Below are 26236 nucleotides of genomic sequence, written 5' to 3'. Positions count from 1 at the left end.
ACTTCACCTTGCGCAAAATTCTTTATTTTGTCATTATCATCCCTTTGAATTGCCAAATGTGAGTTTCCTATAATGAGTTGGAGAATAGCCTGTGTACTTTTTAAAAATGTCATTAAATCTTTGCAACGATGAAAAACCACACATGATTGCTATTTCACTAATCTTCAAATTAGATACAGAAAGGTATTCTTTTGCCTTCTCTATCCTTTTTGAAAGTAAATACTCTTTTGGCAAAATCCCAAACTGGCTTTTAAAAAGGCGAGAGATACTACTTTCTGACATAAAAAGTTTCTTGGCAATATCTCCTATTTTTATATCTTCCATGTAGTTTTGGTCTATATAATCTTTGATAAACTTTGCAATCTTAGAATAATCAAAACCTTTTTTGATTTCCAAATTATTCATTTCACGTGTGATATATACAAAAAGCTCTATGGACTTTATATAAAGAAGTAGTCCTTTTTTATTTTCCTTTGCCTCTTGCAAGATTGATTCTAAACAAAAAAAGACATTGCTTCTTTTTCTGATGTGAATAAAATAAAACGGTGAGGAAATGTTTTCTAAACTCTCTAAAAAACCATATATCTCTCTTAATGCCTCTATCTTAGATTTGCTCTCAGGTTTTAAATAAAAACCCATTACTATAAACTCTGCTTTAAAATTTCCCACAACCTCAAATTTGTGTCTTGTGTGTGGCTTTATTATGAGAAGGTCACCTGCTCTTAGCTCTATCTTTTCATCTTCAACCCAAAAGTCAATATTACCTTTTTTAACAAATATCAATTCGTAGCTATCGTGTACATTATAATCCATCTTCCAAGAGCTATCATGTACACGCTCTAAGGTCTTTACAATCACTGGCATTATGTTGTTAAGCATTTCTATCATTTTCTAACCCCACAGCTTTGATATTTTCTTCAAAAGTTATCCCAAAATTTACTTATTTTGGTAAATAGTCTCAAAAATCTCTTCATATGTCATAGCTTTTTTAAAAGTAACCTTTTTGCCTATCTTAAAATGTTTTTTATCTGCATTTATAAATTTTAAAAAACGGTCAAATGAGTTTTTGTCTTGTATTACGCCATTTTGATAAAGCACATTGCTCAAATTATCCATGCTGTTTATATAAATGTCCACTTTGTCCTCTAAATTCCCTTTATTTGAATTATAATTTGCACTAAATAAAAAATACATTGAGCAGATTCCTAAAATCCATCCAATACCAATTCCAAATAAAACAAATTTATACCACTTCAGACCTTTTCCCTCCCTACAATCTTCAGTGCAAGTTTTGTCTCACCTTTGCCTATCTGAAGGGTTGAAGCAATCTCTTCAATGCTAAAGCCCTGCCTGTATAGCTCAACAGCTCTTCGATAAATCTCCTCCTTTGATTGTTTCTCAGAAATAAGCTCGAGGTTCTCAAGATTCTTCATATCATTTGCATTTCGCGTGTCTTTGATATCTATTTCCTCATTTCCTGACAAACTCTCATAACCCTTTTGTGATTCCTTAAAATTTTCATTTTTCCTGTCTCTTATTTGAGAAGTCTCTTCTTCTGCCCATTTTACCTTGTTTTCTATTCTCTCGATTATATACTCACCAAAATTATCGAGCTCTTCAATTGTTTCAATTGCTTCATTTAAAAGCTGAGAAAGCTTTTGAGCAGTCTTCGCAGATTCAATTAGAACCTTTTCACCCTTTTCTATATCTTTCTTTATTGACTTTAAGGAAATAAATACTACAATAAGCCCAAAAAAGATAAAAAGCACAACATAAGCATCCATCATTTTTCTCCCTCTGTCAAACTCTGATATCTAAACCCTTATTTGGTTTTTTCTCTTTTTTTGCCCTTTGCCTTTCTCTTTCTTGTTTTTGGGTTAGCCTTATTTCTGAAACGTTGTCCTTCCCCCTAACTCTTTTTAAATCCTCATCCACCTTTGACTGATTTTTTTGGGCATTTATATGCTTTAGCATATTTTCTTTTTGCTGTTCACCAAACACAATTTGGGAGACCTCTGTAGATTTTGGATACAAAATCTTAACATCAATTGGCCGGATGTGCATAATAAAAATCATCTCCTTTTTTCTTAACTATACGGAGCTATCTTTATGTCAGCATCCTCTCTGTAAATCTTACAGTACTTTACAGGCTCTTTTATAAGCTTGCACACATTTCCTATTGTAATCTTCACGCCTGGATAAATCACATCCTGGACCTTTACCACACCTTCATTTCGCTCCTCAAGCCTTTTTTCTATCTCTTCAAGCTCAAGTTGAAGTGACTTTAACCTCTCAGCTGATACAATTTTTGAGCGTGTAAACTTTTGGAGCATTTCCCTTTTCTCATCCGTAAGCCCACCAGTTGCTTCAATCTTTCTGAGAACCTCAATTCCCTGTTCACACTTTTTTATATTTTCCTTCAGCTCAGCAATTTCTTTTTTAATATCTCTATACCTTTCAATCATAATCGGGTCAACACCGACCTCAATCTCTGTGGTTGTAGACAGATATGAACCTATAACTTTTGCTTCAACTTCTTTACCAACTTTACAAGTACCACCTACAATCGAAGCTTTTTTGCCAATTAAAGTTAATTTTCCTCCGCACTTGATGTCGCTGTGGACAATTGCCTCAGCTTGGATATCATCTGCAGCTATCACGGTCGCATTTTCAATAAACTTTGCAACGACACTCTTTTGAGAGATTATTCTGCCTTTTCCCATTCCAGTTATACCTTTGTGCAAAATCACACTTCCTTTTGCTTCAATCTCGGCTGCTTCAACAATCCCCTCAACCTCAACATTTCCCTCAGCAACAACCTTAAACCCAGACAAAACACTTCCCTTTATATGAACATTACCAACCAAGTTTATATTTCCTGTGGAATTATCAATATCAGAAGATATCTCCAATGTGTTTAGAACAACAACCTTACCTTCTATGATGGAAACCTGCCCGTCACATGCAGCCCTCAGTGTATGTCCGTCAGCATCAATGTATGTATTTTTCCCTCGAGGAAGATTTACCTTTTTGCCCTTCTGTCCTCTGATCACCCCTCCAAAAACATCAATCCCGTTTTCTCCATCAACAGGGTCAATCATTGTAACAAGAACATCGTCTTTTCTGACATTTTGAACAATTCCTAAATCTTTGTAGTCAACTCTACCATCAGGAAGCTCTTTTGGCTTTATTTCACGTTTTATATCAAAATGATATATGAGCTTGCCATCAACAGGCTTCCCAGGCGGTTTTCCTTGCGCAACCACAACTGGTGATCCAAACACAGGAGCTTCAACAAGCTTCTTTACTGCATTTTCATCAATTCCATAACTAATCTTATTTGCTCTCAAGGCATTCAATATATTTTCAAATGTCAAGTCTACACCATTTTGATTGAGCATCAAAATTACACTTGCTTTTAATTTATCAGATGTTACCATTACCTTGATGTCAACCTTAAGATTTTCCTCAGGCATAAAAAGGCTCTCCTTTCGACACAAGATTTCTTCAGCCAAGATGCTTTTCCAATTTTGCTCGCAGTTTAAGCAAGGCTCGTGTGTGAAGCTGACTTACTCTTGACTCAGAAACACCTAAAATCTTGGCTATCTCTTTTATGCTAAGTTCTTCAAAATAATAAAGAAGAATAACCATTTTCTCGTTTTCAGAAAGACTTTCTATTTCTTGTCTGAGCACCTCCTTTAGCTCCTCATTTTCAATAAATACTTCTGGATGAGAAACAAAGTCCTCAAGCCCGCCTATTTTTATCTCATAGTTTTGTTCAAGAAAACCTTCAAGTGAAAGAATCATCCCGCTACTTATTTTTTCTTTAAGTTTTTGAAACTCTGATAAAGTGAGGCCTGTTCTTTTTGCTACTTCTTCATCTGTTGGTATTTTACCTTCTTTTTCTATTTCAATATACGCTTTTTCTACTTCCTTTGCTTTTTGTCTGATGCTTCTCGGCACCCAATCCTGGCTTCTGACACAGTCAATAATAGCACCCCTTATGCGTGTATATGCATATGTTTCAAATTTAACACCTTTTTGACTGTCGTACTTTTCAATTGCATCTAAAAGGCCAAGTGAGCCGTAACTGACTAAATCATCATACTCAACATTTCCACCAAAATACATTGCCATTCTGCCTGCAATGAGTTTTACAAGTGGCATATATCTGAGTGTAAGCTGTTCTTTTATTTTTGGATCTTTTGTCTTTGAGTACTTTTCCCACAAAAATGCCTCATCCATTGTATAAATTCCCCTCAAAAATTTAGCTGTCATTTTCAATTAATCCTTTTATAAAATGTCCACAAAGATATCCTACTGCAGATACAATAAATGTGGAAAAAAATGTATATTCACCTGACTTTCTTGTCACAAGACATGCCAAAAAAACAATGCTTCCTCCTATCAATGCCAAAATTTCAGGTAATATTTGCTCCCATTTCAAAGCTTTGTCTTCTCCTTTAGATAGTTTTTGTTCCCTTCCCGATTGTCTTTATTTCTAACCTACCATCTTCAGAGTAGAATATTATTGTCCTACCATAATTACCGCCTGTATCTTCAGCAACAATTGGTATTTTTAGCTCATCCAAAATCTTCTTGGCAGCTTCTACATTGCGCTTTCCTATGTTCATAAACTCGCTTCTTGTCACTTCAAACATTTGCGCACCGCCCGCAAGCTTAGCAACCATGTCTTTCTTTTGAGAGCCAAGACTTTCCATCTTCTCTATCAAGAGTGGAATACCTGTATCAGCAAACTTTGCAGGGTTACTGTTGTTTTTTACACCCCAGCTATAAGGAAGCATTATATGTATCATACCGATTATCTTGTTTTTACTATCATATACACAAACCCCAACACATGAACCAAGACCAAGTGTTGTAAGAATGTTTGGATACTTGGTTACATTTAAGTCTGCCATTCCTACTTTAATTGTTTCTATCATCTTCTACGCTACTCCCAATGCTTTTAGCATTTTTTGATATGATTCTATTGTTGGTATTAAAAAGAAATCAGCAACAATCCTGCTACTTGACTCAAAAATCTCTGTTTCAATATAAAGAGCATTATCACCTGTCTCACCAAATTGAATTGCAGGAAAGCTCAATATCGCTCCTGCCATGTCTTCTGCAAGCTGTGGAACAGACTGAATCATCTTAAAACCTGTTAATGAAGCCAAAGCTGTCAGGTATGCCCCAGCTAAGATGTTTCCTATCTCAGTGAGGGCAGATTTTTCAATATCTGTAAATTCACTATAGCCGTTCAATGATGTGCCAAGGAGCATATTTACTAAAATGTGTGCTGATGCTTGCGACATCACAAGCATAATAAATCCGTCTATATCACCCTCAACATTTAAAAGTATACCAACAACAGGTATCTCTGCCCCACCTAAAATCTCGGGTACTTCTTTCAAATCTACCATTTTAACAACAGGCACCTTCATATCAATGCGCCTTCCAATCATCATGGCAAGGGCAGAGATTGCATTTCCTGTCCCAATGTTCCCAAGCTCTCTCAGGACATCTAAATACATCTCATTTATTTCATTACTTGAAAAATTCATAAAATTTAAACCTCCTCAACCTTTTCAAACAAAACATCTTCCAAATTTATTATGTTTATAAGCATGTCATTATACTTTGCTATTGAAAAAGTAAACTCATTTCTATCTCTTGTAGCAGAATCAAAATCCTCTTTGGTGAGGTAGACAACATCTAAAACCTCATCAATAATTAAACCCACTTTGAACTCATTCTTCCAGTTGACAATTAAAATCCTTGTCTCTTCCCCAAACTCTTCTTTTCTGACTCCTATTTTTTCTCTAAGGTCAATCACAGGTACAATCTCACCACGTAGGTTCACAACACCCTTTATATACTCTTTGGTATTCGGTACACGTGTAATTGGCATCATTTTTTCAATGTTTTCTATAAAGCTCACCAAAAGTCCATAGTATTCATCTGCTAACCTGAAAATAAGATACTGTTCCATACTTACACCTCACCTCTATTTTTCTTTTATACACTGAGCATGTTAGGGTCAAGTATCATGGCAACAGACCCATCCCCAAGTATTGTTGCACCAGAAACAAGCCTAATTCCCTCTAAATATTTCCCAAGTGATTTAATAACTATGTCCTGCTGACCTAAAAGCTTATCCACCACGATTCCAGTCAACTTTTCTCCGCGCTTTACTATAACAACTGTGTACTTCTTCTTGTCCAAATCTGCCTCAAGCCCTACAATCTTGTGGAGGTATTTTATAGGAATGACCTGATTTCTGAGCATAATTATCTCTTTGCCCTTTTGGACAACTTTAATATCATCTCTTGCAACATCAATTATCTCTTTTATTGAGGCAATAGGAATTGCATAAATCTCATCTTTAACAGTTACCAAAAGCGCTTGGATTATTGCTAATGTCAAAGGCAATCTTATTACAAACTTTGTACCTTTGCCTTTCTCTGTTTTTACCTCAATCATACCACCAAGCTGTTCAATCTTTGTCTTAACAACATCAAGACCTACACCTCTTCCTGACAGGTTTGTAACCTTGTCTTTCGTTGAAAAACTTGGTAGAAATAGAAAATCTATAATTTCTTGTTCAGATAAATCTAATTGGTCTTCTTTTAAAAGTCCTTTTTCAATTGCCTTTTTCTTAACCTTTTCTATGTCAATTCCCTTGCCATCATCTTCAACCTCAATCACAACATTATTACCATCATGATAAGCAGAAAGCTTTATAAGCCCGCTTCTTGGCTTTCCATTTTTTACTCTCTCTTCTGGTTCTTCTATGCCATGGTCTGCTGCATTTCTCAAAAGGTGTATAAGCGGGTCTCCAAGCTCATCCACAATAGTTCTGTCAACCTCTGTGTCCTCACCAGACATTACAAGTTCAAACTCTTTTCCAAGCTCTCTTGCCAAATCTCTCATCATTCTTGGAAATCTGGAAAATACCCTCTCAACAGGTACCATTCTTACCTTCATTACAGCATCATGAAGGCTTGTTGTAATCCTTTCTAAGTACTCAATGGACTCTTCGTATTGTCTATCATTGTACTTCTTTGCAAATCCTTCAATTCTGCTCTTGATTATTATAAGCTCGCTTACTAAGTTCATCAAAACATCCAATCTCTCTATATCAACTCTAACAGTTTTACTTGTTCTTTGAAGCCCTTCTTGTTTTTGTTCACGCACAACCTTCACAGCTTCTGTACTTTGAACCTCTTCAGTTCTGCTTACCTCCTGTTGAGTTCCCTCTACCTTGACATCTCCAACCTTTACCTCTATACCTTTTGCCTCTCTTATCTCTGAAATAGACAAAATCCTTTCTCTTATTTTCTCAAGAGGCTCTTTGCTAACAATTGTAATACTAAACTCAAAGTCAAATTTTTCATCTTCAATATCCTGAACAGGTGGTTTTGAATTTATTATCTCACCCAGCTCCTCAACCGCCTTGAAAACAAGATACGCCCTTGCAGACTTTAAAAGACAGTTTGGATCAAGCTCAACATCAAATTTATAAACATTAAACCCCTGCGAATAAGCCCTCTCAATTGCTCTTATCACAAACTCATCATACTCTAACTGGGCAGTTGCTTTCTTTGCACTTGCAACCATTTCTTCTTGCGGCCTACCCAAAATGCCATTTAAGCTATTTACAAGCTGAAGATTCTGTTCCGACCCTTCTGTACCTGTTGCCACAATGACATCCAAATATTCTTCTAAGGCGTCAACAGTTTTGAAAAGCACATCCATTATATTGCTATTTATTCTGAGTTTGCCATCTCGTGCAGCAGCCAAAACATTTTCCATAGCATGTGTGAGCTTTTGCATATTCACAAAGCCCATTGTGCCAGCCATGCCTTTTAAGGTATGTGCAGACCTGAAAATCTCATTAATAAGCTGCAAATCTTCAGGGTTTTCTTCTAACTTTAGCATGTTGTCATTCAAGCTCTGAATATGGTCTTTTGCTTCTTCTATGAACATACCTAAGTACTGAGACATATCCATAACCTTCATCACTCCTTCTTTAGCAATAAGGCTTATTTACAAAAGCCCTTTTTGTCTCATTTTTTGCTGCTCTTTGAATATATACCGGACAATCTTGTCTATCTCATTTTGTTTCGCCTCTATGAATTTAGAACCGTACATAAATCTATAAATATGATGGTCTACTCTTTCTTTCCTTAAAATTTGGGCCTTAAGTATAAGCTCTTCACCTTCAATAGGAATTTTCGTCAGTATAATGTCATGTATATTAAACTCTTCTTGAGTTAAAAAACAAACACCTCCACCACTGATGTCCTTTGTCAATGCCTTTACTATTTTTCCCTCTGAAAAACCATTTTGGAGATTTTCACTTATCTCACCTTCTTGAGGATTTAATAATTTTACAAATATATCTAAGTTTATAGGAAGTCTGAAAAACATGCGCCTTTGAATTTTGCGAATGTCAGATATCTGTCTAATTTTTATCATATACTCTGGCTCTTTGAACCTATCTTCAACTACTGCGTCAAATACCCACACACCGTCTGGCATTACTTTATATATTCTCACAATTTCCTCAATGAAGAAAGTTACATATACACCTTCTCTTATGGGTGTAAATACATAAAAATACTCATCTTTTATATCGGCAATTTTGGAAACATACTGCACACCCTTTTCTTCCCATGTACGCCTGTCTATTCTAACAATCTCAATCTTATCTCCTACCTTAAAAATTTTGCGCATAAAAAGCCCCCTCTTTTATTGCTCTTTAAACTTTTTGATGATACTTTCTATGAACCTTGCAAAACCTTTTGGCATATCTTTTTCTGAGACATCTTTATTTTGGACAAGCTTTTTTGCAATGTCTTCAACCTGTTTTGAAATACTACTCTTTTCATATGATATCATAAACGGCACCTGTTTGATAACAGATTTTGAGACAATTCCATTTTCCTCTATATAACCTATATATTCTACTTCTCTTTGCAAAAACCTTTTTATAACCCCACTTAGTCTGTAAAAAATTTCGTCAGCTTCTTTGTTATTTTGTACCCTGTTCACTAAAATGTTTATCTTATGATCAAAATTTCTTGTAATTATAGCCTTGATTATTGCATATGCATCAGTGATTGAGGTTGGTTCAGGCGTTGTGATTACAATTACCTCATCTGACATCATTACAAATTCCATTACATTTTTGGATATACCAGCACCAGTGTCAATCAGCACAATATCAAAGTATTTATTAATAGTTTCTGCACTCTCTATAAGTCTAAAAAGCCTCTCCTCATCCAAGTTTGCAAGGTCAACCATACCAGAGCCACCAGAGATGAACTTTACTCCAAACGGTCCTTCTTCAACTATTGACATTATCTCTTTTTTGCCTTCTAATACATCCTTTACAGTGTACTTTGGCGATGTACCAAGAAGTACCTCAACATTTGAAAGTCCCAAATCAGCATCTATTATTAATACATTAATGCCCATCTTCTTGAGTGCAATAGCTAAATTTACAGTCAGGTTTGTCTTTCCAACTCCACCCTTTCCACTTGTAATTGTGATAACTTTTGAAGTAATGTCATTAAATCTTTCGCCCTGTCTGTCAAAAGTATTTGACTTTTTGACAAGATTCCTCAAGCCTTGAGCCTGGTCTCTCATAAAACCTTACTCCCTATTATGAGTTTTGCAAAATGCTCTGGATTGAACTGTTGTATGTCATCTGGAACATTCTGTCCAGTTGTAACATAGGCAATGGGTTTTTGCGTATAATGTTTAATATTTAAAATATTCCCATAGGTTGATACCTCATCAACCTTGGTTATTATAACCTTGTAATTGTCAATAAACGAATAAGTATTTACAATTTCTTTAAATACACTCGGTTGAGTAGTAGCACTTAAAAGCAAAAATACCTCATCAGGACTTGCTTTTTCTACAAATGCCCTGAGCTCATCCATATGCTCTTGGTTTTTATGACTCCTTCCTGCTGTGTCTACAAGTACCACATCAGAGTCGTCAAAACTCTTTATAATCTGGTCATATTCATCTACCTCGTACCACACCTTTGTCTTTATGTTCATAATCTCAGCATATGTCTTTAGTTGCTCAACAGCAGCAATTCTATATGTGTCGGCTGTGATAAAACCCACTTTTTTGCCTTCTTCAAACATTAGCTTTGCAGCAATTTTAGCAATTGTGGTTGTCTTGCCAACGCCAGTTGGCCCCACAAAAAACACAACCTGAGGCTGCTTCGAGTCAAGACTTAAAGTAACTGGTGTACCAAGAATGTTTTTTATCTCTTTGTACATATTATTTACCATATTGTTTATAGACCCGTCCCAGTTGACTTTTGCCAAAAGTCCTTCTACAATCTCCTCTTCTACGCCGTTTTTCTTCAGGTTTTCACGCATGACATCTAAAAAGTTCTTTTTAGAGACCTCTTTCACTTCAGGTATTACATTTGTATCCTTTATCACCTCTTTTATGGTCTTTTCTAAAGAGTCTATCTTTTTTTCAAGCTCTTTAATTTGGCTAAGTTGAAGACTCAAAGTCAAATTCTCAGGCTTTGGCATCCCTTCTTCTCTTCTTATAACCTTTTCCTCTTCGCACGCAGCTGTCACTTCTATAAGTGGTTTTTTAAAAAAGCCAAATAGTCCCTTTTGCCTAACCTTTTTGGTAGAAAGAATCACAGCATCCTTGCCCAAATCTGCCTTTATCCTAATTAGAGCTTCCTGCATATCATGGGCCAAATACCTTTTTATCTTCATCTTTAGACTTCCACCATCCCAACAGTTTTTATTTGCACATTCGGTAAAATCTCGTTATATGAAAGCACAATAACATCTGGAAAGATATTCTCAATGAGCCTTCTAAAATAAATCCTTACTATTGGCGAACAAACTACAATGGGCTGTGACGATGTGCCCAAAAGCTTTTCAAGTATATTGCTAAGATTGTTAATAAGCCTTTGAATATAATCTGGCGCAAGATTTATAAAACTTCCTTGCTCGGTTTTCTGAATAGAATTCATAATAGTCTCTTCTACCTCAGGAGAAAGTGCCACAGCTTCTAATGTATTACCTGAGACATATTTTTTTGTGATATACCTTGCCATTGCCTGTCTGACATATTCTGTCAGGATGTCTACATCTTTTGTAGTTGGAGCATAGTCAGCGAGCGTCTCTAAAATTGTCACCATGTCTCTTATGCTAATCCGCTCTTTCAAAAGATTTGCTAAAACTTTCTGTACCTCACCTACTGTCATCAGTTTTGGAATCAGTTCATCTACAAGCACCGGGTTTGTCTCTTTGACATTGTCAATGAGTTTTTGCACATCCTGCCTTGTCAAAAGTTCATGAGCATAACGCCTGACTATTTCGGTAAGATGGGTTGCTATGACAGACGGAAGATCAACAACTGTATACCCTGCCATCTCAGCCTTTTCCTTCATAGAAGAAGGTATCCAAATACTATCTAATCCAAACGCAGGCTCTTTTGTGGGAATACCCTGAATTTCTTCTGTTACAAATCCTGGGTTTATAGCAAGAAGACTATCGCTCATAAGCTCTGCCCTTGCAACCTCAACACCTTTGATGTTTATTCTGTACTCATATGGCTTTAGTGAAATATTATCTCTGAGTCTAATTGTCGGAACAATTATTCCAAGCTCAAGTGCAAGCTGTCTTCTTATCATCACAACACGCTCTAAAAGGTCTCCACCTTGTTCTTTGTCTGCAAGAGGAATTATACCATACCCAAACTCAACCTCAATAGGGTCAACATATAAAAGGTTCATCACATTTTCAGGTTTTCTTAACTCTTCAACTTCTTTTTGTTCACTCTTTTCCTCTTCTATTGTCTCCATCTTTCTCAAACTGGAATTCATTCTAACCCCCATTGATATCATTGTGCCAGATAAAACAAACAAAGAGAGCTTTGGCATAGTAGGAATAAGTGCCAAGACTGCCAAAATAGCTCCAACTGTGTAAAGCACTCTTGGATGATACTCAAAAAGCTGACGGATCAAATTATCAGAAAGCTTGCTCTCATCAGCTGCCTTTGTAACCACAATACCTGTTGCAGTTGATATCAAAAGGGCCGGTATTTGAGCAGCAATTCCATCGCCGACAGAAAGTAGAAGGTACTTTTGTATAGCTTCTGTGACATCCTCTCCTCTCATTGCAACACCAATTATAAGCCCACCAAGTGCGTTTATAAATGTAATCAAAATGGCAGCAATCGCATCACCTTTGACAAACTTGCTCGCACCGTCCATCGCTCCATAAAAATCAGCTTCTTTTTGTATTTTACTTCTTCGAATTTTTGCTTCTTCCTCAGTTATAATTCCTGCATTCAAATCAGCATCAACTGCCATCTGTTTTCCTGGCATCGCATCAAGTGTAAACCTTGCTGCAACCTCTGAGACTCTTTCAGCTCCTCTGGTTATTACAATGAATTGGATGATGATAATTATGAAAAATATAATAACACCAACAACAATGTTCCCACCAATAACAAAGTTCCCGAACGTGTAGACAATTCTCACATTTTCGCCTTGTCCAGTCAGGATTTGCCGTGTTGTTGAGATATTTAGAGAAAGTCGCAGCAGTGTTGTGAACAATAGAAGTGAGGGAAATACAGAAAAATCTAACGCCTCCTTTATGTTTATGCTGTTTAGGAATATAACAAGTGCAAGTGCAAGGTTTACAGCTATGAGTACATCCAGCAAGCTTGGCGGAATAGGAAGTATCATAGCTAAGATTATTACTATTGCAAATATTGAAAGTGTAGCACCTTTAAAATTCATCTCATATTCACCTTCTGATAGTTCTTTAAACTGTAAACATATGCTAATACTTCTGCCACCGCCTGATAAAGCTCAGGCGGAATAAAATCACCAACTTCACACAAATTATAAAGGCTTTGTGCAAGTTCTTTGTTTTCCACTATCTCAATCTTGTACTTTTTAGCCTCCTCTTTAATCTTTTGGGCTATGTAATCTTTACCTTTTGCAATAACCCGTGGTGCATCAAACTTTTCTGGTTCATACAAGAGTGCTACTGCATAGTGTGTAGGGTTTGTTATAACAACATCTGCTTTGGGAAGCTGCTGGAACATCCTCTGAAGAGAAATTCTCCTTTGTCTCTCCCTTATTCTTGACTTTATCTGGGGATTTCCCTCAGTTTGCTTAAACTCTTCCTTGACCTCTTCCTTAGTCATCATGAGTTTTTTCTCATATTGCTGTCTTTGGAAAATAAAATCAATAACTGCAATACCAAAGAACATAACCGACATCCACAGAATGAGATTTATAGTTGAATCAAAAGAAAACTTCACTATTGAAATTAAGCTCATATCATACATTTCAAGTAGTTTTCCTGCAAATGTCTTTGTGCATAAATAACCTGTGTAACCTATTATGAGTATCTTAAGGATTGATTTTATTAGTTCAACCACTGAGTTAATTGAAAATATCCTTTTAAACCCCTCAATTGGATTTATCTTTTGAAAGCTTACTTTCAAAGACTCAGACGTAATTAAAAATCCACTTTGTGCCCACTCAACCAAAGCTGCCACAACCATTATGACAATACAAAAAGGAAGAACCAATTTCAATGTAATGGTAATTATGGCTGAAAATAATCTACTTGCATCAGCTATGTCTTCAATATTATAATTCAAATTGCCAAAAAAGTATTTGCTATAGCTCTGCAAAGGATGGACAAATAGAGAATATCCAAATTTCAAAAAAAGTACGCTTATAAGTAAAGCAAAAGCAGAGGTAACTTCTCTGCTCTTTGCTACCATTCCACGCTTTCTTGCCTCTTGTCTTTTACGAGGAGTTGCCTTTTCTGTCTTGGTAGCGGTGTCTGCAAACAGCTGGATATTAAATACTAACCTCACTTAAAGCCCCCTCTCAAGGCATCAAAGGTATAATAACTCAGTTTATCAAGCAAGACAAATATCATCTTGTTCATAATAGGAAGGACTATAACAAGTACTACAAACCCAATTACAATTTTAATCGGTATCCCTACCATAAATACATTCATCTGAGGCACTGCTCTCGACAATATTCCAAGTATTATGTCAACTATTAGCATACTCATCAAAATTGGCAAGCTTATCTCTATCCCAATTACAAAAAGCTCTATGAAAAATGTTATAAATTTTTGTGATAGTTTAGGTAAAATATTTGAATATCCTAATGGCACTACTTTGTAACTATATACAACTGCCCTTATCAACGTGTGGTGAGCATCTGTTGCAAAGAATATCACAAGCATGTACAAATACAGAAAATTCCCTAAAAGAGGCACCTGAATCTCACTCATTGGATCAATTACATTTGCCATACCAAAACCTATTGCATTGTCAATAATCTGACCTGCAAGAAGGATTGTAGAAAATATCATATACGATATAAAACCTATTATAAGTCCTACAATAAACTCCTTTGTTACCACAAAAATAAATTCTAAAAGGTTCTGGGGTACAGTATAGTTAAAATGGTACAGAAGCACTACAATAATGCTTAAGAAAAATGCAAAACCTATCTTGAAATATGTGGGAATGTTTCTCCTACCAAATATAGGCGATGCAATGAAAATTCCACTCATCCTTGCTAATACTAAAAAAAATATGTATGAACCATTTAAAAAATAGCCAAAAATTTCTTCCATTTTTCTTCCCTTTTACTTTACAAACTGGTTCATATTGGTCAAAAGATATTTTGTGAACTCTACTGCCTTTGTGAGCATCCAGTGACCGAATATTAAAAGCGAAACTGCAATTGCAATAAGTTTTGGAACAAAAGTAAGAGTCTGCTCATTAATCTGTGTTGTTGCCTGCAGAATTGATATAACAATTCCAACAATCATAGACACAATCAAAATTGGCCCCGCAATGTAAAATGCTGTCAAAATAGCCTGCCTTGCAATCTCCAAAGCAACCGCTATATCCATGGCAGTTTTCAACACCTTTTTTCTTATTTGAAACTTTTAATAAGTGACTCAACAACAAGTCCCCAACCATCAACGAGTATAAAAAGCAAAATCTTGAACGGCAGAGAAATCATAACAGGGGGAATCATGAGCATTCCCATAGACATCAAAATACTTGCAACAACCATGTCAATAATCAAAAATGGCACATAAATTATAAACCCCATTTCAAATGCACTTTTGAGCTCACTTATAATAAAGGCTGGAATCACAACTCTTAAAGGTAAATTCCTAACGTTTGTGGTTGGATTTGTATTGCTGAGCTTTATAAAAAGATCTAAATCTTTTTTTCGCGTATTTTTGAGCATGAACTCTTTAATTGGTGCCTCTGCTCTTTTTAGCGCTTCTTGGGACGTAATCTGACCTTTTATGTATGGCAGATAACTCTGTGTATAAATCTTCTCTCCTACAGGCGCCATTATAAAGAATGTCAAAAAGAGTGCAAGACCAATTAAAATCTGGTTTGGAGGCATTTGCTGAGTCCCTAACGCATTTCTTACAAATCCCAGCACAATCAATATTCTGGTAAACGATGTCATCATAATGAGAATTGAAGGTGCTAAAGTGAGTATTGTGAGGAATATTATAAGTTGTATGGCTGAAGACACATCTCTTGGATTGTTCATATCGCCTAAATTGAGACTAAAACTTGCTGAGGCAAGCGCTATCTCATTTTTGAAAAAAGTTATTATCAAAATAATCAAACCTGTCGATAAAATATAAAGAAACCTCTTTTTCATCTTTTATCTTCATCGCCCTTGTCTTTTATCACATTGTAAAGACTTAAAACTTTGTCTTTTAGTCCAAACGAAGACTCAAACTTCGAATTAAAGACTTTTTTAAAACTTGCTTCCTCAGAAATTTCTTCCGTTTCAGGAAATTCTGACTTTTCAAACTCTTTCAAAAATGTGATGCTCTTTTGGGTCTTACCAAGAAGTATGTACTTTTGCCCAACTTTTATTAATATAAGCATACTATCAGAAGAAAGGGGAAGTACATCAACTATTCTTATAAACTCCCCTTTCTTAAATAGTGTCTTTTTGCTAAAAATCTTCAGAACAAAGTAAGTAAGATATATCAATACACTAATTGCAAACAAAGAAACAATTATTCTCAAAACCAGTTCCATTACTAATTTTTCTCCTTCAATACCTTAAAGTAAAAAACCAGTACATCAGCCTAGCACCTTCTTGATAGCCTCAACAATTCTTTCTGCCTGGAAGGGTTTTACAATAAAGTCGCGCGCACCCGCTTGAATAGATTCTATAACCATTGCTTGCTGACCCATAGCAGAGCACATTATAATCTTTGCCTGTGGGTCAATCTTTTTTATCTCCCTTACTGCTTGTATCCCGTCCATTTCTGGCATTGTAATGTCCATCATCACCAAATCTGGTTTTAGTTCTTTGTACAATTCAACAGCCTTAAGTCCGTTCTCAGCCTCGCCTGCTACTTCATATCCATTCTTTGTTATAATGTCTTTGAGCATCATTCTCATAAATGCTGCATCATCAACTATCAAAATCCTTTTCGACATGAATCTCTCTCCTTTTCTAATGTTCTTTAATGTAAAGTTTGGTTTTTGAAAAAAAGGCTTACTTATATTTTATAATCTATTTGACGGGTTGACAATATCAGTTATGCGAACACCAAAACTCTCATCAATGACAACAACCTCACCTTTTGCAATCACCTTGCCATTTACCAGAATATCAACTGGCTCGCCAGCAAGTTTATCAAGCTCAATAATAGACCCTGTTGAAAACTCCAAAATCTCCCTTACAAGCTTTTGTGTTCTACCAAGCTCCACAGTAATCTCAAGCGGAACATCTAAAATTAGCTCAATATTCTCTGGGTACCTTCTCTCTTCTTCCTCATCAAAGCTCTCAAACTGAACAGGTGACACATTGTATACTCTTTCGCTTTTCTCCTCTTTTTTTGGCTGAAAACTTTGTAAAGAAGCCCCTGTTTGCTGCTTTTTAGACTGCTCACTTTTTACAGTTTTCTCAATGGTCTTTGCAGATTCTTGCGCAGATGTTTTTGGCTCACTCTTCTCCTGCACAGAAGATGTGCTAAGTGTGCTATTTAACATTGCATTTACAAGCTGCTTTGCAAAGTCAACAGGAATTAACTGCATTATCTGACTGTCAATCAAATCTCCAATTGTCATTCTAAATGCAACTTTGACTATTTCATCAGCTCTTTTTAACTCAGGAATCATCTCCTCAGCGTTCTGGGCAAAGTCTATTACAAACGCCTCTGGTGGACTTATATCAATCTTTAGATTCAACATGGAGGAAAGCGATGTTGAGGCAGAACCTACCATCTGGTTCATTGCTTCTTGTATTGCAGAAAGTTGAAGCTCAGAAAGCTCCTCTGAAAATTCAATACTCCCACTGCCGCCCATCATAAGGTCAGCTATTATCTCAACATCTTCTTTCTTTAAAACAAGCAGGTTAACCCCATCAAGTCCTTCTTTGTACACAACCTTTATAGCAACATACGGTACAGGAAATTCTTTAGGAAGCTCATCCCATTTCAAAACACTAACTATAGGTGTTGTTATACTCACCTTTTGATTTAAAAGAATACTCAAAGTAGTAGCAGCTGTGCCCATTGAGATATTTCCTATCTCACCCAGCACATCTTTGTCCTGGTCAGAAATAGCCTCATGCAATGATGATTCGCTCATTCCCCGCAAAAGAGCGTCTATTTCATCTTGCGATAGCAAATCGCTCATCTGCTTTCATCCTCCTTTTCTACCCTTGTGACTTTGATTGCAAATCTTCCTTCTTTGCGACCAGGCACACCATAGAATTTTAATTTATCTCCAACAAGTACCTCAATCTCCTGATTTTTTCTTCTATCGAGCCTAATTACATCACCTACTTGAAGCTCTAAAAATTCTCTCACTGTAATCTTTGTCCTTCCCAAAATTGCTCTGATTGTAACCTTTGTCTTTTCAATCTTTCTTTGCAGGTACTCTTTTGTCTCTTCTGATGTCTCCTTTGCAGATGTTGAAAACCAGTATTTTGTACTCAGCCTTGGCATAATAGGCTCTATCACCATGTGTGGAAGACAGATATTCACCATTCCCTCTACCTCTCCAACCTTCATATCAATTGTCACAAGCGCAACAGTCTCATTTGGTGAGACAATTTGCGTAAACTGAGGATTTGTCTCAATTTTTTCAAGTCTTGGGTGCAAATCTACGATATTCTCCCATGCTTCCTGGAAATAGTTTATAAGCTGCTGCAAAAGTCTCTCAATCAGAGCAAGTTCAATCTCTGTAAACGTTCTTATCTTGTCAATACCTTTCCCAAATCCGCCAAGCACTCTATCTATCATTGCAAATGCTATTTCTGGAGACATTTCAAATACAATACTACCTTTAAGTGGTGCAAAGTTGACAATCCCCATCACAACCGGGTTGGAAAGCGAATTGCTAAACTCGTAATAAGTCAGCTGCTCAACAGAAATTACATCCATCTGGACAACTGTCCTTAAGTATCCAGATAAAAAGGTGGTGACTATTCTTGAATAATTCTCAAAGATTATTTGAAGTGTTCGCAAATGGTCTTTTGCAAACTTGCTGGGTCTTTTAAAATCGTATACCCTGATATTTCTCTCTTGTTTTGGTTTTTGTATCTCTTCAAGCGAAAGCTCACCAGTGGTAAGTGAACGCAAAAGTTCATCTATTTCACTTTGTGAAAGTATATCACCCATTTTGAGTAACTACACCACCTTTTTCTTACTGGATAATAAACTCACCGAAGTTAACATTATATACTTTGTTATCAAATATCTCATTTAACCTATCCTTTATCTCTTTCCTGACCTTTTCTTTTCCCTCAGGTTTTAATAGCTCATCAGCTGTCTTACTCCTTAAAACACTGTCAATTATGTCTGCAATAACAATGTTTTTATTCTTCATCTCTTCAGGAAGCTTTTTGTCGGTAACCTCAATCTGAACAGTGACTCTAATTATTCTTCCTGCATTGTTTTGAGTGTCTTGGAGATTGCTCATTATTGCCTTTCCATCATTGACATCATATGTATACGTTTTCTCAGGTTTCTTCTCAACTGTAGCTGCAGCCTTCCCTGTGGTTGATGTTGGTGATAAGTTTTTCATAACACTCAAAAAACCAATACCCATTCCAATCATCATGAGAAGTAGAACAACAAGCAAGATTAGAATTATAGAGTTTAACTTTTCGCCTTTCATTCTTCATACTCCTTTTGCATAGGTTGTATATTGAATATAACGCCCTCAAAAATCTTCTTTTTATATTCAATAACCTTTTCAATTACCTCATCTACAGACTCTTTCACAACAAGCTTCACTCCATTAGTGAGAGTTATAACAGTGTCCGGTGTAGATTCCACAAACTCTATAAAATCGGCATTTACCACAAACTCTTTGTTGTTTATCCTTCTCAATTTTATCATATATAATCAACCTCTTGAAGATATTGAAATGAAAAAGATACATATTCTTCTTTGAAAGGGAAGGAGAAGAAGACTTTTGGTTGCTTACTTTTTCTCCTTCCCTTACTGGTTACCTATTCTTTTACCTCTTAATATTGACCAAATCCTGCAACAGCTCATCAGAAGCAGTGATTACTCTCGCATTTGCCTGATAGCCTCTTTGTGTGACAATCATGTCAGTAAACTCTTTTGCCAAATCAACATTTGACATCTCTAAGGTACCCTGTGAAATTGTTCCACGTGAACCTGACCCAGGCGTCCCTATCTCAGGGTCCCCTGAGTTTACAGTGTTTATATAAAGATTATCACCTATCCTCTGAAGCCCTGCAGGATTTGCAAACGTGGCAATTGCAATCTGACCAATTAGCTGATTTAAACCGTTTGAATAAATTCCAGTTATCTTGCCCGTGGCATCAATATTAAAACCTTGCAAGCTTCCTGCTGAATATCCTGTCATCTGAGCAACTCTGATTGAACTGTCCATGTTCCCAAACTGGGTGAGATTCTTTAGAAAGAATGCTATGTTTGTATTATCATTTACATCAAATTGTGAGCTATTCACTTTGAAAGTAATTGGGTTGACTGCACTTCCTACAAAGTTGATTGTAAACGTTCCATTTGCACTATCGTATATTCTCCCGCCTGTAATTTGTATTCCCTCAACATTGGGGGTATTTTCATCATCAAATACCTTTCCTGCTTGACCAAATGTTATAGTCCCTCTTGCTATAAAGGCATCATAATTGTTGTTTGCATCTATCATATCGTCAACGTAAACATATACCTCTTGGGGGGCTTGGGCAGTGCCAATATTCTTCTTTTCACGTGGTGCATCAACAAACCATTCCCATTGATTGTTATCCTTTTTGACAAATGTCAGTTGAAGAGTATGCTCTTTCCCTTGAGAATCATAAACTTTAAAGCTCATCGAATATTTACTCTCGGCTGGAACATTGAGCAAGTCTTCATATTTATCAATTGTCCCATTATAGGCTTTTGTGTCAGCACTCAAATTACCATCAAAACTAATCTTGTCAGTTGCTTTTGGGGGCAAAGTAGGATAAGCTAATATGTTTATCTTTGAAGGACTTTTTGTTGTATCAATCTGATTATTAACAGGGTCATACATCCACCCAAGCACATTAAGCCCATTTGCTGTAACTAAATTCCCCATTTTATCCAAACTAAAGTTTCCTGCTCTTGTAAAACGTGGTGCCTTCCCATCACCACCAACCACAAAAAATCCATCTCCCTCGATTGCCAAATCGGTTGGATTGTCAGTGCGCTGAAGGCTTCCTCTTGTCATATTCATATCAACAGAGGCCACCGAAACACCAAGCCCTATCTGCATAGGGTTTGAACCGCCCCTGCCAGAAGTTGTGTCAGGTGCAGAAGCTGCCTTTATGACTGACGCAAAAACAGATGCAAATGTCACCCTGCTTGATTTAAACCCCACTGTATTGACATTTGCTATATTATCACCTATCACATCCATTCTGGTCTGGTGAGCACGAAGTGCTGAAATTGACGAAAACATTGACCTCATCATCTTGGTAAAATTCCCCCTTTTGTCTTGAAATTAAAATCTTTTTTACTTCTGACCTTTCCTCTGTCAGTCAGAAAGGTCTTTTTCGCAGGGGGACCTCCCATCTTGCGGGTCCATCCCCCTTGCACCTTTGTTTATATCATCAAAACCCCATCTATGTTTGTAAAGATATTATCTTTTAAGCTATTTACATCTTTTACAGTTACAACTACTCTGTTTTTAACATTCACAATGTATGCAACATCACCATTTAGAACTAATACATCGTTCTTTAGCCCTTTTTGTTCAGCCTTTTTAATAGCTTCCTCAAGCTTTGTTAAAGTACTTGAATCAATATTGATATTCTGCGTTTGAAGTCTCTCGTTTGCATGCTTGGAGATTTTAAGACTTTGAGAAAGCAAGCCACTGAAACCTTGAGCATTTTCTTTTCTTTCAATCTTTGTATTGTTTAATCCATTGGAATTTATATTCCCAATCCTGTTTATTGTCATTTTGAGCCTTCTCCTTTTTGCAAGGAGTCTAAGATGTTCAGAAGATCATCTTTTGTTGGAACCTTGGTCATTATATCTGACAAAACCTCTTCAGCATATGTGTGATAAATCTGCTTGATATTTTCTGTAGTTACCTCAACTCCATTTACTTTAAGATATATCTTGCTCCCATCTACTCTGATACTGTCAACCCTTCCTTCTACTGTTTTTGAAGTATCAGAGGGGTTTGTAGCAACAACATACCTTCCTATCATATTCTGAGCTTTTATAAGTTCAAACGACTCATTTAGATTTTGCATCTGTTCAAGTGCGGAAAACTGGGCAAGCTGGGCAACAAATTCTTTATCTTCCATTGGTTTTAACGGGTCTTGGTATCTTAGCTGTGTCACCAAAAGGTTTAAAAACTCCTGTTTGCCAAGTGTATTCTTTGATGAAGACTGAGAAGAAGATATGCTTGAGCTTTGTGACAAAACCCCTGTTAAATTATTAATACTTGTATCGGCCATTCTTTTCACCTCATGCTCTTAAGTTTAACACATTTTCACTAATCTCATATACCAAACTTTCTATGGTATCTACAGCATCATCTGTGTGAACAAACGAATACTGTTTTTGCGAAAATCTTTGCTGATTTTGGAATTGCTGATTGCCACTGCTGTTGCCAAGGCTTACATTCAGTTGTGAAATATTTATTCCCTGGTCTTTTAAGATTGTAAGAAGATTCCCAAGTGAACTCTCCACAATCTCTTTAACATGTGGTGAGCTTACAAAAATATTTCCTGTAATATTACCATGCAAATCCTTATTTAACTCAATTACAACATTGCCAAGCCACTCTGGCTTTATAGCTACTGTCAAAGTTGTCAGGTTTTGCTTGTGGATAAACGAAATCTTTTCAGCAATCTGCTCAATTATTGAAAACTTCAAAGCCTTTACAGCATTGTTATTGTCCCTTACATCTATAGTAGAAATGGCATTACTGTTATGCTGGAAAGAAGCTCTGTAAAATAACTGGTTAACATCTTGACCTGGGTCTTTATTTTCAAGCTTGTTGTCTATCTTCAGCCCAACCTTTCCGTTGCTTTGGATGTCTGAGTCTGTGTAGATATTATTTAACAATATCCTCTGTAGGCTTTCGCTATTGTCTGCACCTTTAGATACAAGATTTTTAAGCACTTCTTCAGATTTTAAAAGTACATCCTTTAGATTAACTGAATCTTCAGTTGCGTTTATAAACTGCTTAGAATTTTTGATACTTTTAGAAAGAAACTGTATCACATCTTTAATAAAGTCAGAGGCTGGATTCCCACTTGCCACGACAAAATGGTCAAAAGTATTTGTTTTTTCATCAATTTTCTGAAAGATGCTTTTCAAAATCTCAAAAAGGCTATCTTTAGCACCAACTTTGTCACCAAGATTGTCAGCACCTTCAAGTGATAAAGTTAAAGTATTATCACTCCCAAAAATCAGATGTGTAAGAAGATTTTTTACAGCGGTGCTCTTAGGATTCTCATCTTTACCTATTTGATTAGTAAAATTAAAAAGCTCATCTAAAACTTTATCATGACCTATTGCATCTGACTCTAAAGCTTCTAAAAGGTTTAAACTTTCTTTTATGTCTTTAATAGAGGTAAAATCCTGGTAATTGATACTGTCTATAACTTCTTGGAACAATCTACTTTGTTGGTTTGGCACATTTTGTAATAAACTCAAGATTAGATTGAGTATTATACCTGAAAGCTGCCCATCTCCTTTTGAGTCTATTTTTTGAGCACCTTGCAAAGTTTCAAATCCATCTTGGTTTTGAACATTCTCACTTCTCTTATCACCATGAACTATTACTCTGGGTAACCTAAAATTTGACACTGTGATAAAATTCTTACTGTCATTGTTTTCTTCGGTTTTTGGACTATTGTCTTTTACCTCATCAATCTTCTTTGTTACACTATTAAAAATTTTCCTAAAAGACGACGGGCTACTGTTCTGTAGATTTTGTTCAGTGTTTGCAACCTTTTTACTTGAAGCTGCAAAAAGTAGATTATTTAATTTTATCAAAGCTGTATTCAAGCTTCCTTTTCCCCCCTTTCGTTTGACAAAGATTAATTTTAGATTTTTATTTCAATGCTGAAAGGTCGGCTGTCACCTTTGCAGCATTTTCTGGCTTCATATTACTAATTATCTGTGAAGAGGTTTTCGTATCAAGGCGTTTTAGAATATTCAATACAAGCCGGTATTTTGCCTTGTCGTTCATCATACTTTCAAAAATAGAGGCTGCGATCTTTGAATCAATGTTTTTGTAAATATCAACAAGGCTCGAAATATCTTGAGTTGCTGAAGAGCTTGAGGAATTTGAAATTCCTAATAATTTTATCGTCTTTTCAGGCGGAATATTTGATAGTATCTCAGAGGCAGTTTCAGAAGGAATATTTTGTAAAACCAAGGCTGCTACCTCAACATTGGTGTCTAAAAGATTTTCCAATATTTTTGCGGCCTTCTTTGAGTCCATGTTTTGAAGATAACCTGAAAAATCTTTGGCTTTATTTGAAGTATCTGTTTGTTTTGCCACCATGTCATTTAGCCTTGTTGAGAGGTCTTGTATCTGCTTTTGCAAATTCGAATTCTCTTTCTGAAGCTGGTTTAGCTTGTTCTGTAAATCCTTGTTCTGTTTTTCAAGCCCAGCTATCTGCTGTTTGTAGACCTTTTCAAAATCCACTTTTTGTGTTTGGACAGTTTTTTTGGCAAAAGGTATTTTTTTGAGCAAGGTCTCAATAGCTGTTTTTGCTCCAAATAGGTTAAGGTATACAGTCGCAAAAGAAGCTCCACCTAATAGCAACAAAACTAATATAATTATTAAAAAACGTTTTCCTCTTTTCTTTTTTTTAATTTCTTGCTTTTTTTCAGCCTTTACCTCTTGAACATTTACTTTATCTGCCACTATCATCACCCAAGCTCTTGTAGATTTTGTATGAAATAATCCCATCCAGTTCCTTGTTTTCAAGCTGTTTCAGCTCATTGACAAGATTTATAAGATGCTTTTCTTTTAGCTTCTCATACTTTTTCTTTTCTATCATGCTATGTATAAGTTCCCTCTTCTTCTCTTCAACCTTCATTTGCTGATAATATATAAGCTGATTTTGAATATCTATCCTCTTCTTTAGATTTCCCATAAACTGAGAGTAGGACCTCACCTCGTTTGGGAAAAATACACCCATGTAAAGGCCTTTTAGCTCTTCCTTTGCCTCATTTAACCTCTCCTCAAACTCAAGCTTTTTTTCTACATACCCTTTTAAAATCTCATTCTGGTGCGCAAGTTCGCTCTTCTTTATCTCCTCTAACTGCTGTTTAATCTTTAGAATCTGCTCAAACCTGAATTTTTTCATTTTTAACCCCAGTCCTTTTTTAGAAGTCTACATTTTAAGAAATAATACTCTTTAACATCTCAAGTTCCTGTTCAAATTCAAAACTCTCGTCAACATCTTGTCTTAAAAACTCATTTATCTGCGGCATAAGATCAATCGCCCTGTCTATCTCGCTGTTTGTACCTTTTGTGTAAGCACCAATTGTAATCAAATCCTCAGCTTCTTTATAAGTTGCCAAAATCCGCTTTATCTCATTCGCCAATATCCTGTGCTCAGGACTTACTATGTCATTCATTACCCTGCTGATACTTGCAAGTACATCTATTGCAGGATAGTGATTTTTGTTCGCAATCGACCTCGACAAAACTATATGCCCGTCCAAAATACCCCTTGCTGTATCAGTAATTGGCTCATTAAAATCATCTCCGTCGACAAGTACTGTGTAAAGAGCTGTAATAGACCCTTTTTGGTTCTTGCCTGCTCGCTCTAAAAGCTTTGGCATTATACTAAAGACAGAGGGAGTATAACCTCTTGAAACAGGTGGCTCACCAATAGCAAGACCAATCTCCCTTTGTGCCATCGCAAATCGTGTAAGTGAGTCCATCATAAACAGAACATCCATGCCCTGGTCGCGAAAGTACTCGGCAATTGCCATTGCAACATAAGCAGCCTTAACCCTCTTTAGCGCTGACTCATCAGAAGTTGCAACAACCACAACAGACTTCTTCAACCCCTCTTCTTTTAAATCCTTTTCCAAAAACTCTTTAAGCTCTCTCCCTCTCTCACCAATTAGAGCCAAAACATTCACGTCAGCCTTTGCATTTCTTGCTATCATGCCCAGAAGTGTACTTTTGCCAACGCCACTTCCTGCAAATATTCCCACTCTTTGGCCTTTGCCAATTGTGATCAGAGCGTCTATCGCCTTTATCCCAAGTGGCATTACTGAATCTATCCTCGGCCTTTCAAGAGGGTTTGGCCCTGTTTTCAACAGGATATTTTATTTTAGATTTTATTTCACCTTTGCCGTCAATTGGCTGTCCAAGCCCATCTAAAATTCTGCCCAAAAGCTCCTCTCCTACTTTGACCTCAAAAATACTGTCTTGTGCAATGACTTTGCAACCTGGAAAGATACCTACAAGGTCAGAATACGGCATCAAAAGCACCTTGTTTTCTTTAAACCCTACAACCTCTGCCAATGTCTCTGACTTTGCTGTTTTTATTTTGCAAAGCGTGCCAATACTGACAGCAGGACCTATAGACTCGATTGTCAGCCCTATAACCTGATTCACAAAACCAGTAAACTGGTAAAAATTCGTACTCTCTATTTTTGTTTTCAATCTTTCAAACATA

Annotated in this window: 31 protein-coding genes and 1 pseudogene; all 32 read right to left on the bottom strand. The window is 36.3% G+C overall.

Translation table 11 applies throughout. The features are described from left to right. Window positions 1-36 precede the first annotated feature (36 nt). The 32 genes and pseudogenes from ELD05_RS03465 to fliI all read right to left on the bottom strand — a co-directional run bounded on the left by ELD05_RS03465 (window position 37) and on the right by fliI (window position 26235). The gene (locus tag ELD05_RS03465) at window positions 37-888 is read right to left on the bottom strand and encodes an AraC family transcriptional regulator (RefSeq protein ID WP_127351375.1); all 852 of its coding nucleotides are present in this window, start codon (window positions 886-888) and stop codon (window positions 37-39) included. Window positions 889-936: 48 nt separating this feature from the next. After that, entirely contained in the window at window positions 937-1194 is a 258-nt protein-coding gene (locus ELD05_RS03460) for a hypothetical protein (RefSeq protein WP_127351374.1), read from the bottom strand. A 59-nt stretch (window positions 1195-1253) separates the two neighbouring features. After that, window positions 1254-1784, bottom strand: a complete 531-nt coding sequence (locus tag ELD05_RS03455) for a DUF6115 domain-containing protein (RefSeq protein WP_127351373.1) — start codon at window positions 1782-1784, stop codon at window positions 1254-1256. A 16-nt stretch (window positions 1785-1800) separates the two neighbouring features. After that, window positions 1801-2076 (bottom strand): hypothetical protein, encoded by a 276-nt coding sequence (locus ELD05_RS03450; RefSeq protein ID WP_241243598.1) that lies wholly within the window; start codon window positions 2074-2076, stop codon window positions 1801-1803. An 11-nt stretch (window positions 2077-2087) separates the two neighbouring features. Further along, complete coding sequence (locus tag ELD05_RS03445) at window positions 2088-3476, bottom strand: DUF342 domain-containing protein (RefSeq protein WP_127351372.1); 1389 nt, start codon at window positions 3474-3476, stop codon at window positions 2088-2090. Window positions 3477-3507: 31 nt separating this feature from the next. Further along, window positions 3508-4245 carry a FliA/WhiG family RNA polymerase sigma factor gene (locus ELD05_RS03440; protein WP_127351371.1) on the bottom strand — a complete coding sequence of 246 codons (738 nt, stop codon included), beginning with the start codon at window positions 4243-4245 and terminating at the stop codon, window positions 3508-3510. Between the two features lie 22 nt (window positions 4246-4267). After that, a complete protein-coding gene (locus tag ELD05_RS03435) occupies window positions 4268-4447 on the bottom strand; it encodes a hypothetical protein (protein ID WP_127351370.1) in 180 nt (59 codons plus the stop codon). 16 nt (window positions 4448-4463) lie between these two features. After that, the gene (locus ELD05_RS03430; protein WP_127351369.1) at window positions 4464-4946 is read right to left on the bottom strand and encodes a chemotaxis protein CheD; all 483 of its coding nucleotides are present in this window, start codon (window positions 4944-4946) and stop codon (window positions 4464-4466) included. Between the two features lie 3 nt (window positions 4947-4949). Further along, the gene (locus tag ELD05_RS03425) at window positions 4950-5567 is read right to left on the bottom strand and encodes a chemotaxis protein CheC (RefSeq protein WP_127351368.1); all 618 of its coding nucleotides are present in this window, start codon (window positions 5565-5567) and stop codon (window positions 4950-4952) included. Between the two features lie 5 nt (window positions 5568-5572). Then, window positions 5573-5995 carry a chemotaxis protein CheW gene (locus ELD05_RS03420; RefSeq protein ID WP_127351367.1) on the bottom strand — a complete coding sequence of 141 codons (423 nt, stop codon included), beginning with the start codon at window positions 5993-5995 and terminating at the stop codon, window positions 5573-5575. A gap of 26 nt (window positions 5996-6021) precedes the next feature. Continuing rightward, window positions 6022-8016 carry a chemotaxis protein CheA gene (locus ELD05_RS03415; protein ID WP_127351366.1) on the bottom strand — a complete coding sequence of 665 codons (1995 nt, stop codon included), beginning with the start codon at window positions 8014-8016 and terminating at the stop codon, window positions 6022-6024. A gap of 36 nt (window positions 8017-8052) precedes the next feature. Beyond that, window positions 8053-8742, bottom strand: coding sequence for a flagellar brake protein (locus tag ELD05_RS03410; RefSeq protein WP_127351365.1), 690 nt, complete (start codon window positions 8740-8742; stop codon window positions 8053-8055). 15 nt (window positions 8743-8757) lie between these two features. Then, complete coding sequence (locus ELD05_RS03405; RefSeq protein ID WP_127351364.1) at window positions 8758-9657, bottom strand: MinD/ParA family protein; 900 nt, start codon at window positions 9655-9657, stop codon at window positions 8758-8760. After that, window positions 9654-10766 (bottom strand): flagellar biosynthesis protein FlhF, encoded by a 1113-nt coding sequence (flhF, locus tag ELD05_RS03400; RefSeq protein WP_127351363.1) that lies wholly within the window; start codon window positions 10764-10766, stop codon window positions 9654-9656. The genes ELD05_RS03405 and flhF overlap by 4 nt, the downstream gene beginning before the upstream one ends. Window positions 10767-10768: 2 nt before the next feature. Continuing rightward, window positions 10769-12805 carry a flagellar biosynthesis protein FlhA gene (gene flhA, locus ELD05_RS03395; protein WP_127351362.1) on the bottom strand — a complete coding sequence of 679 codons (2037 nt, stop codon included), beginning with the start codon at window positions 12803-12805 and terminating at the stop codon, window positions 10769-10771. Continuing rightward, entirely contained in the window at window positions 12802-13902 is a 1101-nt protein-coding gene (gene flhB / locus ELD05_RS03390) for a flagellar biosynthesis protein FlhB (RefSeq protein ID WP_127351361.1), read from the bottom strand. The genes flhA and flhB overlap by 4 nt, the downstream gene beginning before the upstream one ends. Then, on the bottom strand, window positions 13899-14681 hold the full coding sequence (gene fliR, locus ELD05_RS03385; RefSeq protein WP_127351360.1) for a flagellar biosynthetic protein FliR: 783 nt from the start codon (window positions 14679-14681) through the stop codon (window positions 13899-13901). Before fliR ends, flhB begins: the two co-directional genes overlap by 4 nt. A 12-nt stretch (window positions 14682-14693) precedes the next feature. Beyond that, window positions 14694-14963 carry a flagellar biosynthesis protein FliQ gene (fliQ, locus tag ELD05_RS03380; protein ID WP_127351359.1) on the bottom strand — a complete coding sequence of 90 codons (270 nt, stop codon included), beginning with the start codon at window positions 14961-14963 and terminating at the stop codon, window positions 14694-14696. A 23-nt stretch (window positions 14964-14986) separates the two neighbouring features. Continuing rightward, window positions 14987-15742 (bottom strand): flagellar type III secretion system pore protein FliP, encoded by a 756-nt coding sequence (gene fliP / locus ELD05_RS03375; protein ID WP_127351358.1) that lies wholly within the window; start codon window positions 15740-15742, stop codon window positions 14987-14989. After that, a complete protein-coding gene (locus tag ELD05_RS03370) occupies window positions 15739-16131 on the bottom strand; it encodes a FliO/MopB family protein (protein WP_127351357.1) in 393 nt (130 codons plus the stop codon). Before ELD05_RS03370 ends, fliP begins: the two co-directional genes overlap by 4 nt. 45 nt (window positions 16132-16176) lie before the next feature. Further along, a complete protein-coding gene (locus ELD05_RS03365; protein WP_011916809.1) occupies window positions 16177-16539 on the bottom strand; it encodes a response regulator in 363 nt (120 codons plus the stop codon). 69 nt (window positions 16540-16608) lie between these two features. Continuing rightward, on the bottom strand, window positions 16609-17742 hold the full coding sequence (fliY, locus tag ELD05_RS03360) for a flagellar motor switch phosphatase FliY (RefSeq protein WP_127351356.1): 1134 nt from the start codon (window positions 17740-17742) through the stop codon (window positions 16609-16611). After that, window positions 17739-18728, bottom strand: a complete 990-nt coding sequence (gene fliM / locus ELD05_RS03355; protein ID WP_127351355.1) for a flagellar motor switch protein FliM — start codon at window positions 18726-18728, stop codon at window positions 17739-17741. Before fliM ends, fliY begins: the two co-directional genes overlap by 4 nt. A gap of 25 nt (window positions 18729-18753) precedes the next feature. Beyond that, window positions 18754-19227 carry a flagellar basal body-associated FliL family protein gene (locus tag ELD05_RS03350; protein ID WP_127351354.1) on the bottom strand — a complete coding sequence of 158 codons (474 nt, stop codon included), beginning with the start codon at window positions 19225-19227 and terminating at the stop codon, window positions 18754-18756. Beyond that, window positions 19224-19451 carry a flagellar FlbD family protein gene (locus ELD05_RS03345; protein ID WP_011916805.1) on the bottom strand — a complete coding sequence of 76 codons (228 nt, stop codon included), beginning with the start codon at window positions 19449-19451 and terminating at the stop codon, window positions 19224-19226. The genes ELD05_RS03350 and ELD05_RS03345 overlap by 4 nt, the downstream gene beginning before the upstream one ends. 121 nt (window positions 19452-19572) lie before the next feature. Then, window positions 19573-21039 (bottom strand): flagellar hook protein FlgE, encoded by a 1467-nt coding sequence (locus ELD05_RS03340; protein WP_127351353.1) that lies wholly within the window; start codon window positions 21037-21039, stop codon window positions 19573-19575. A gap of 131 nt (window positions 21040-21170) precedes the next feature. Then, entirely contained in the window at window positions 21171-21527 is a 357-nt protein-coding gene (locus tag ELD05_RS03335) for a TIGR02530 family flagellar biosynthesis protein (protein ID WP_127351352.1), read from the bottom strand. Beyond that, window positions 21524-22033, bottom strand: a complete 510-nt coding sequence (locus tag ELD05_RS03330; protein ID WP_127351351.1) for a flagellar hook capping FlgD N-terminal domain-containing protein — start codon at window positions 22031-22033, stop codon at window positions 21524-21526. Before ELD05_RS03330 ends, ELD05_RS03335 begins: the two co-directional genes overlap by 4 nt. A 10-nt stretch (window positions 22034-22043) precedes the next feature. Beyond that, the gene (locus ELD05_RS03325; RefSeq protein WP_164742576.1) at window positions 22044-23594 is read right to left on the bottom strand and encodes a flagellar hook-length control protein FliK; all 1551 of its coding nucleotides are present in this window, start codon (window positions 23592-23594) and stop codon (window positions 22044-22046) included. 46 nt (window positions 23595-23640) lie between these two features. Continuing rightward, complete coding sequence (locus ELD05_RS03320; RefSeq protein ID WP_241243597.1) at window positions 23641-24468, bottom strand: MotE family protein; 828 nt, start codon at window positions 24466-24468, stop codon at window positions 23641-23643. Continuing rightward, on the bottom strand, window positions 24452-24907 hold the full coding sequence (locus ELD05_RS03315) for a flagellar export protein FliJ (RefSeq protein WP_127351349.1): 456 nt from the start codon (window positions 24905-24907) through the stop codon (window positions 24452-24454). The genes ELD05_RS03320 and ELD05_RS03315 overlap by 17 nt, the downstream gene beginning before the upstream one ends. A 34-nt stretch (window positions 24908-24941) precedes the next feature. Beyond that, window positions 24942-26235 (bottom strand): annotated as a pseudogene (gene fliI, locus ELD05_RS03310) (flagellar protein export ATPase FliI). Between the last annotated feature and the right edge of the window lies 1 nt (window position 26236).

This window comes from Caldicellulosiruptor changbaiensis (assembly GCF_003999255.1).
In the GTDB taxonomy this organism is placed as follows: Bacteria; Bacillota; Thermoanaerobacteria; order Caldicellulosiruptorales; family Caldicellulosiruptoraceae; genus Caldicellulosiruptor; species Caldicellulosiruptor changbaiensis.
This window is presented reverse-complemented; position numbering and strand designations above follow the sequence as displayed.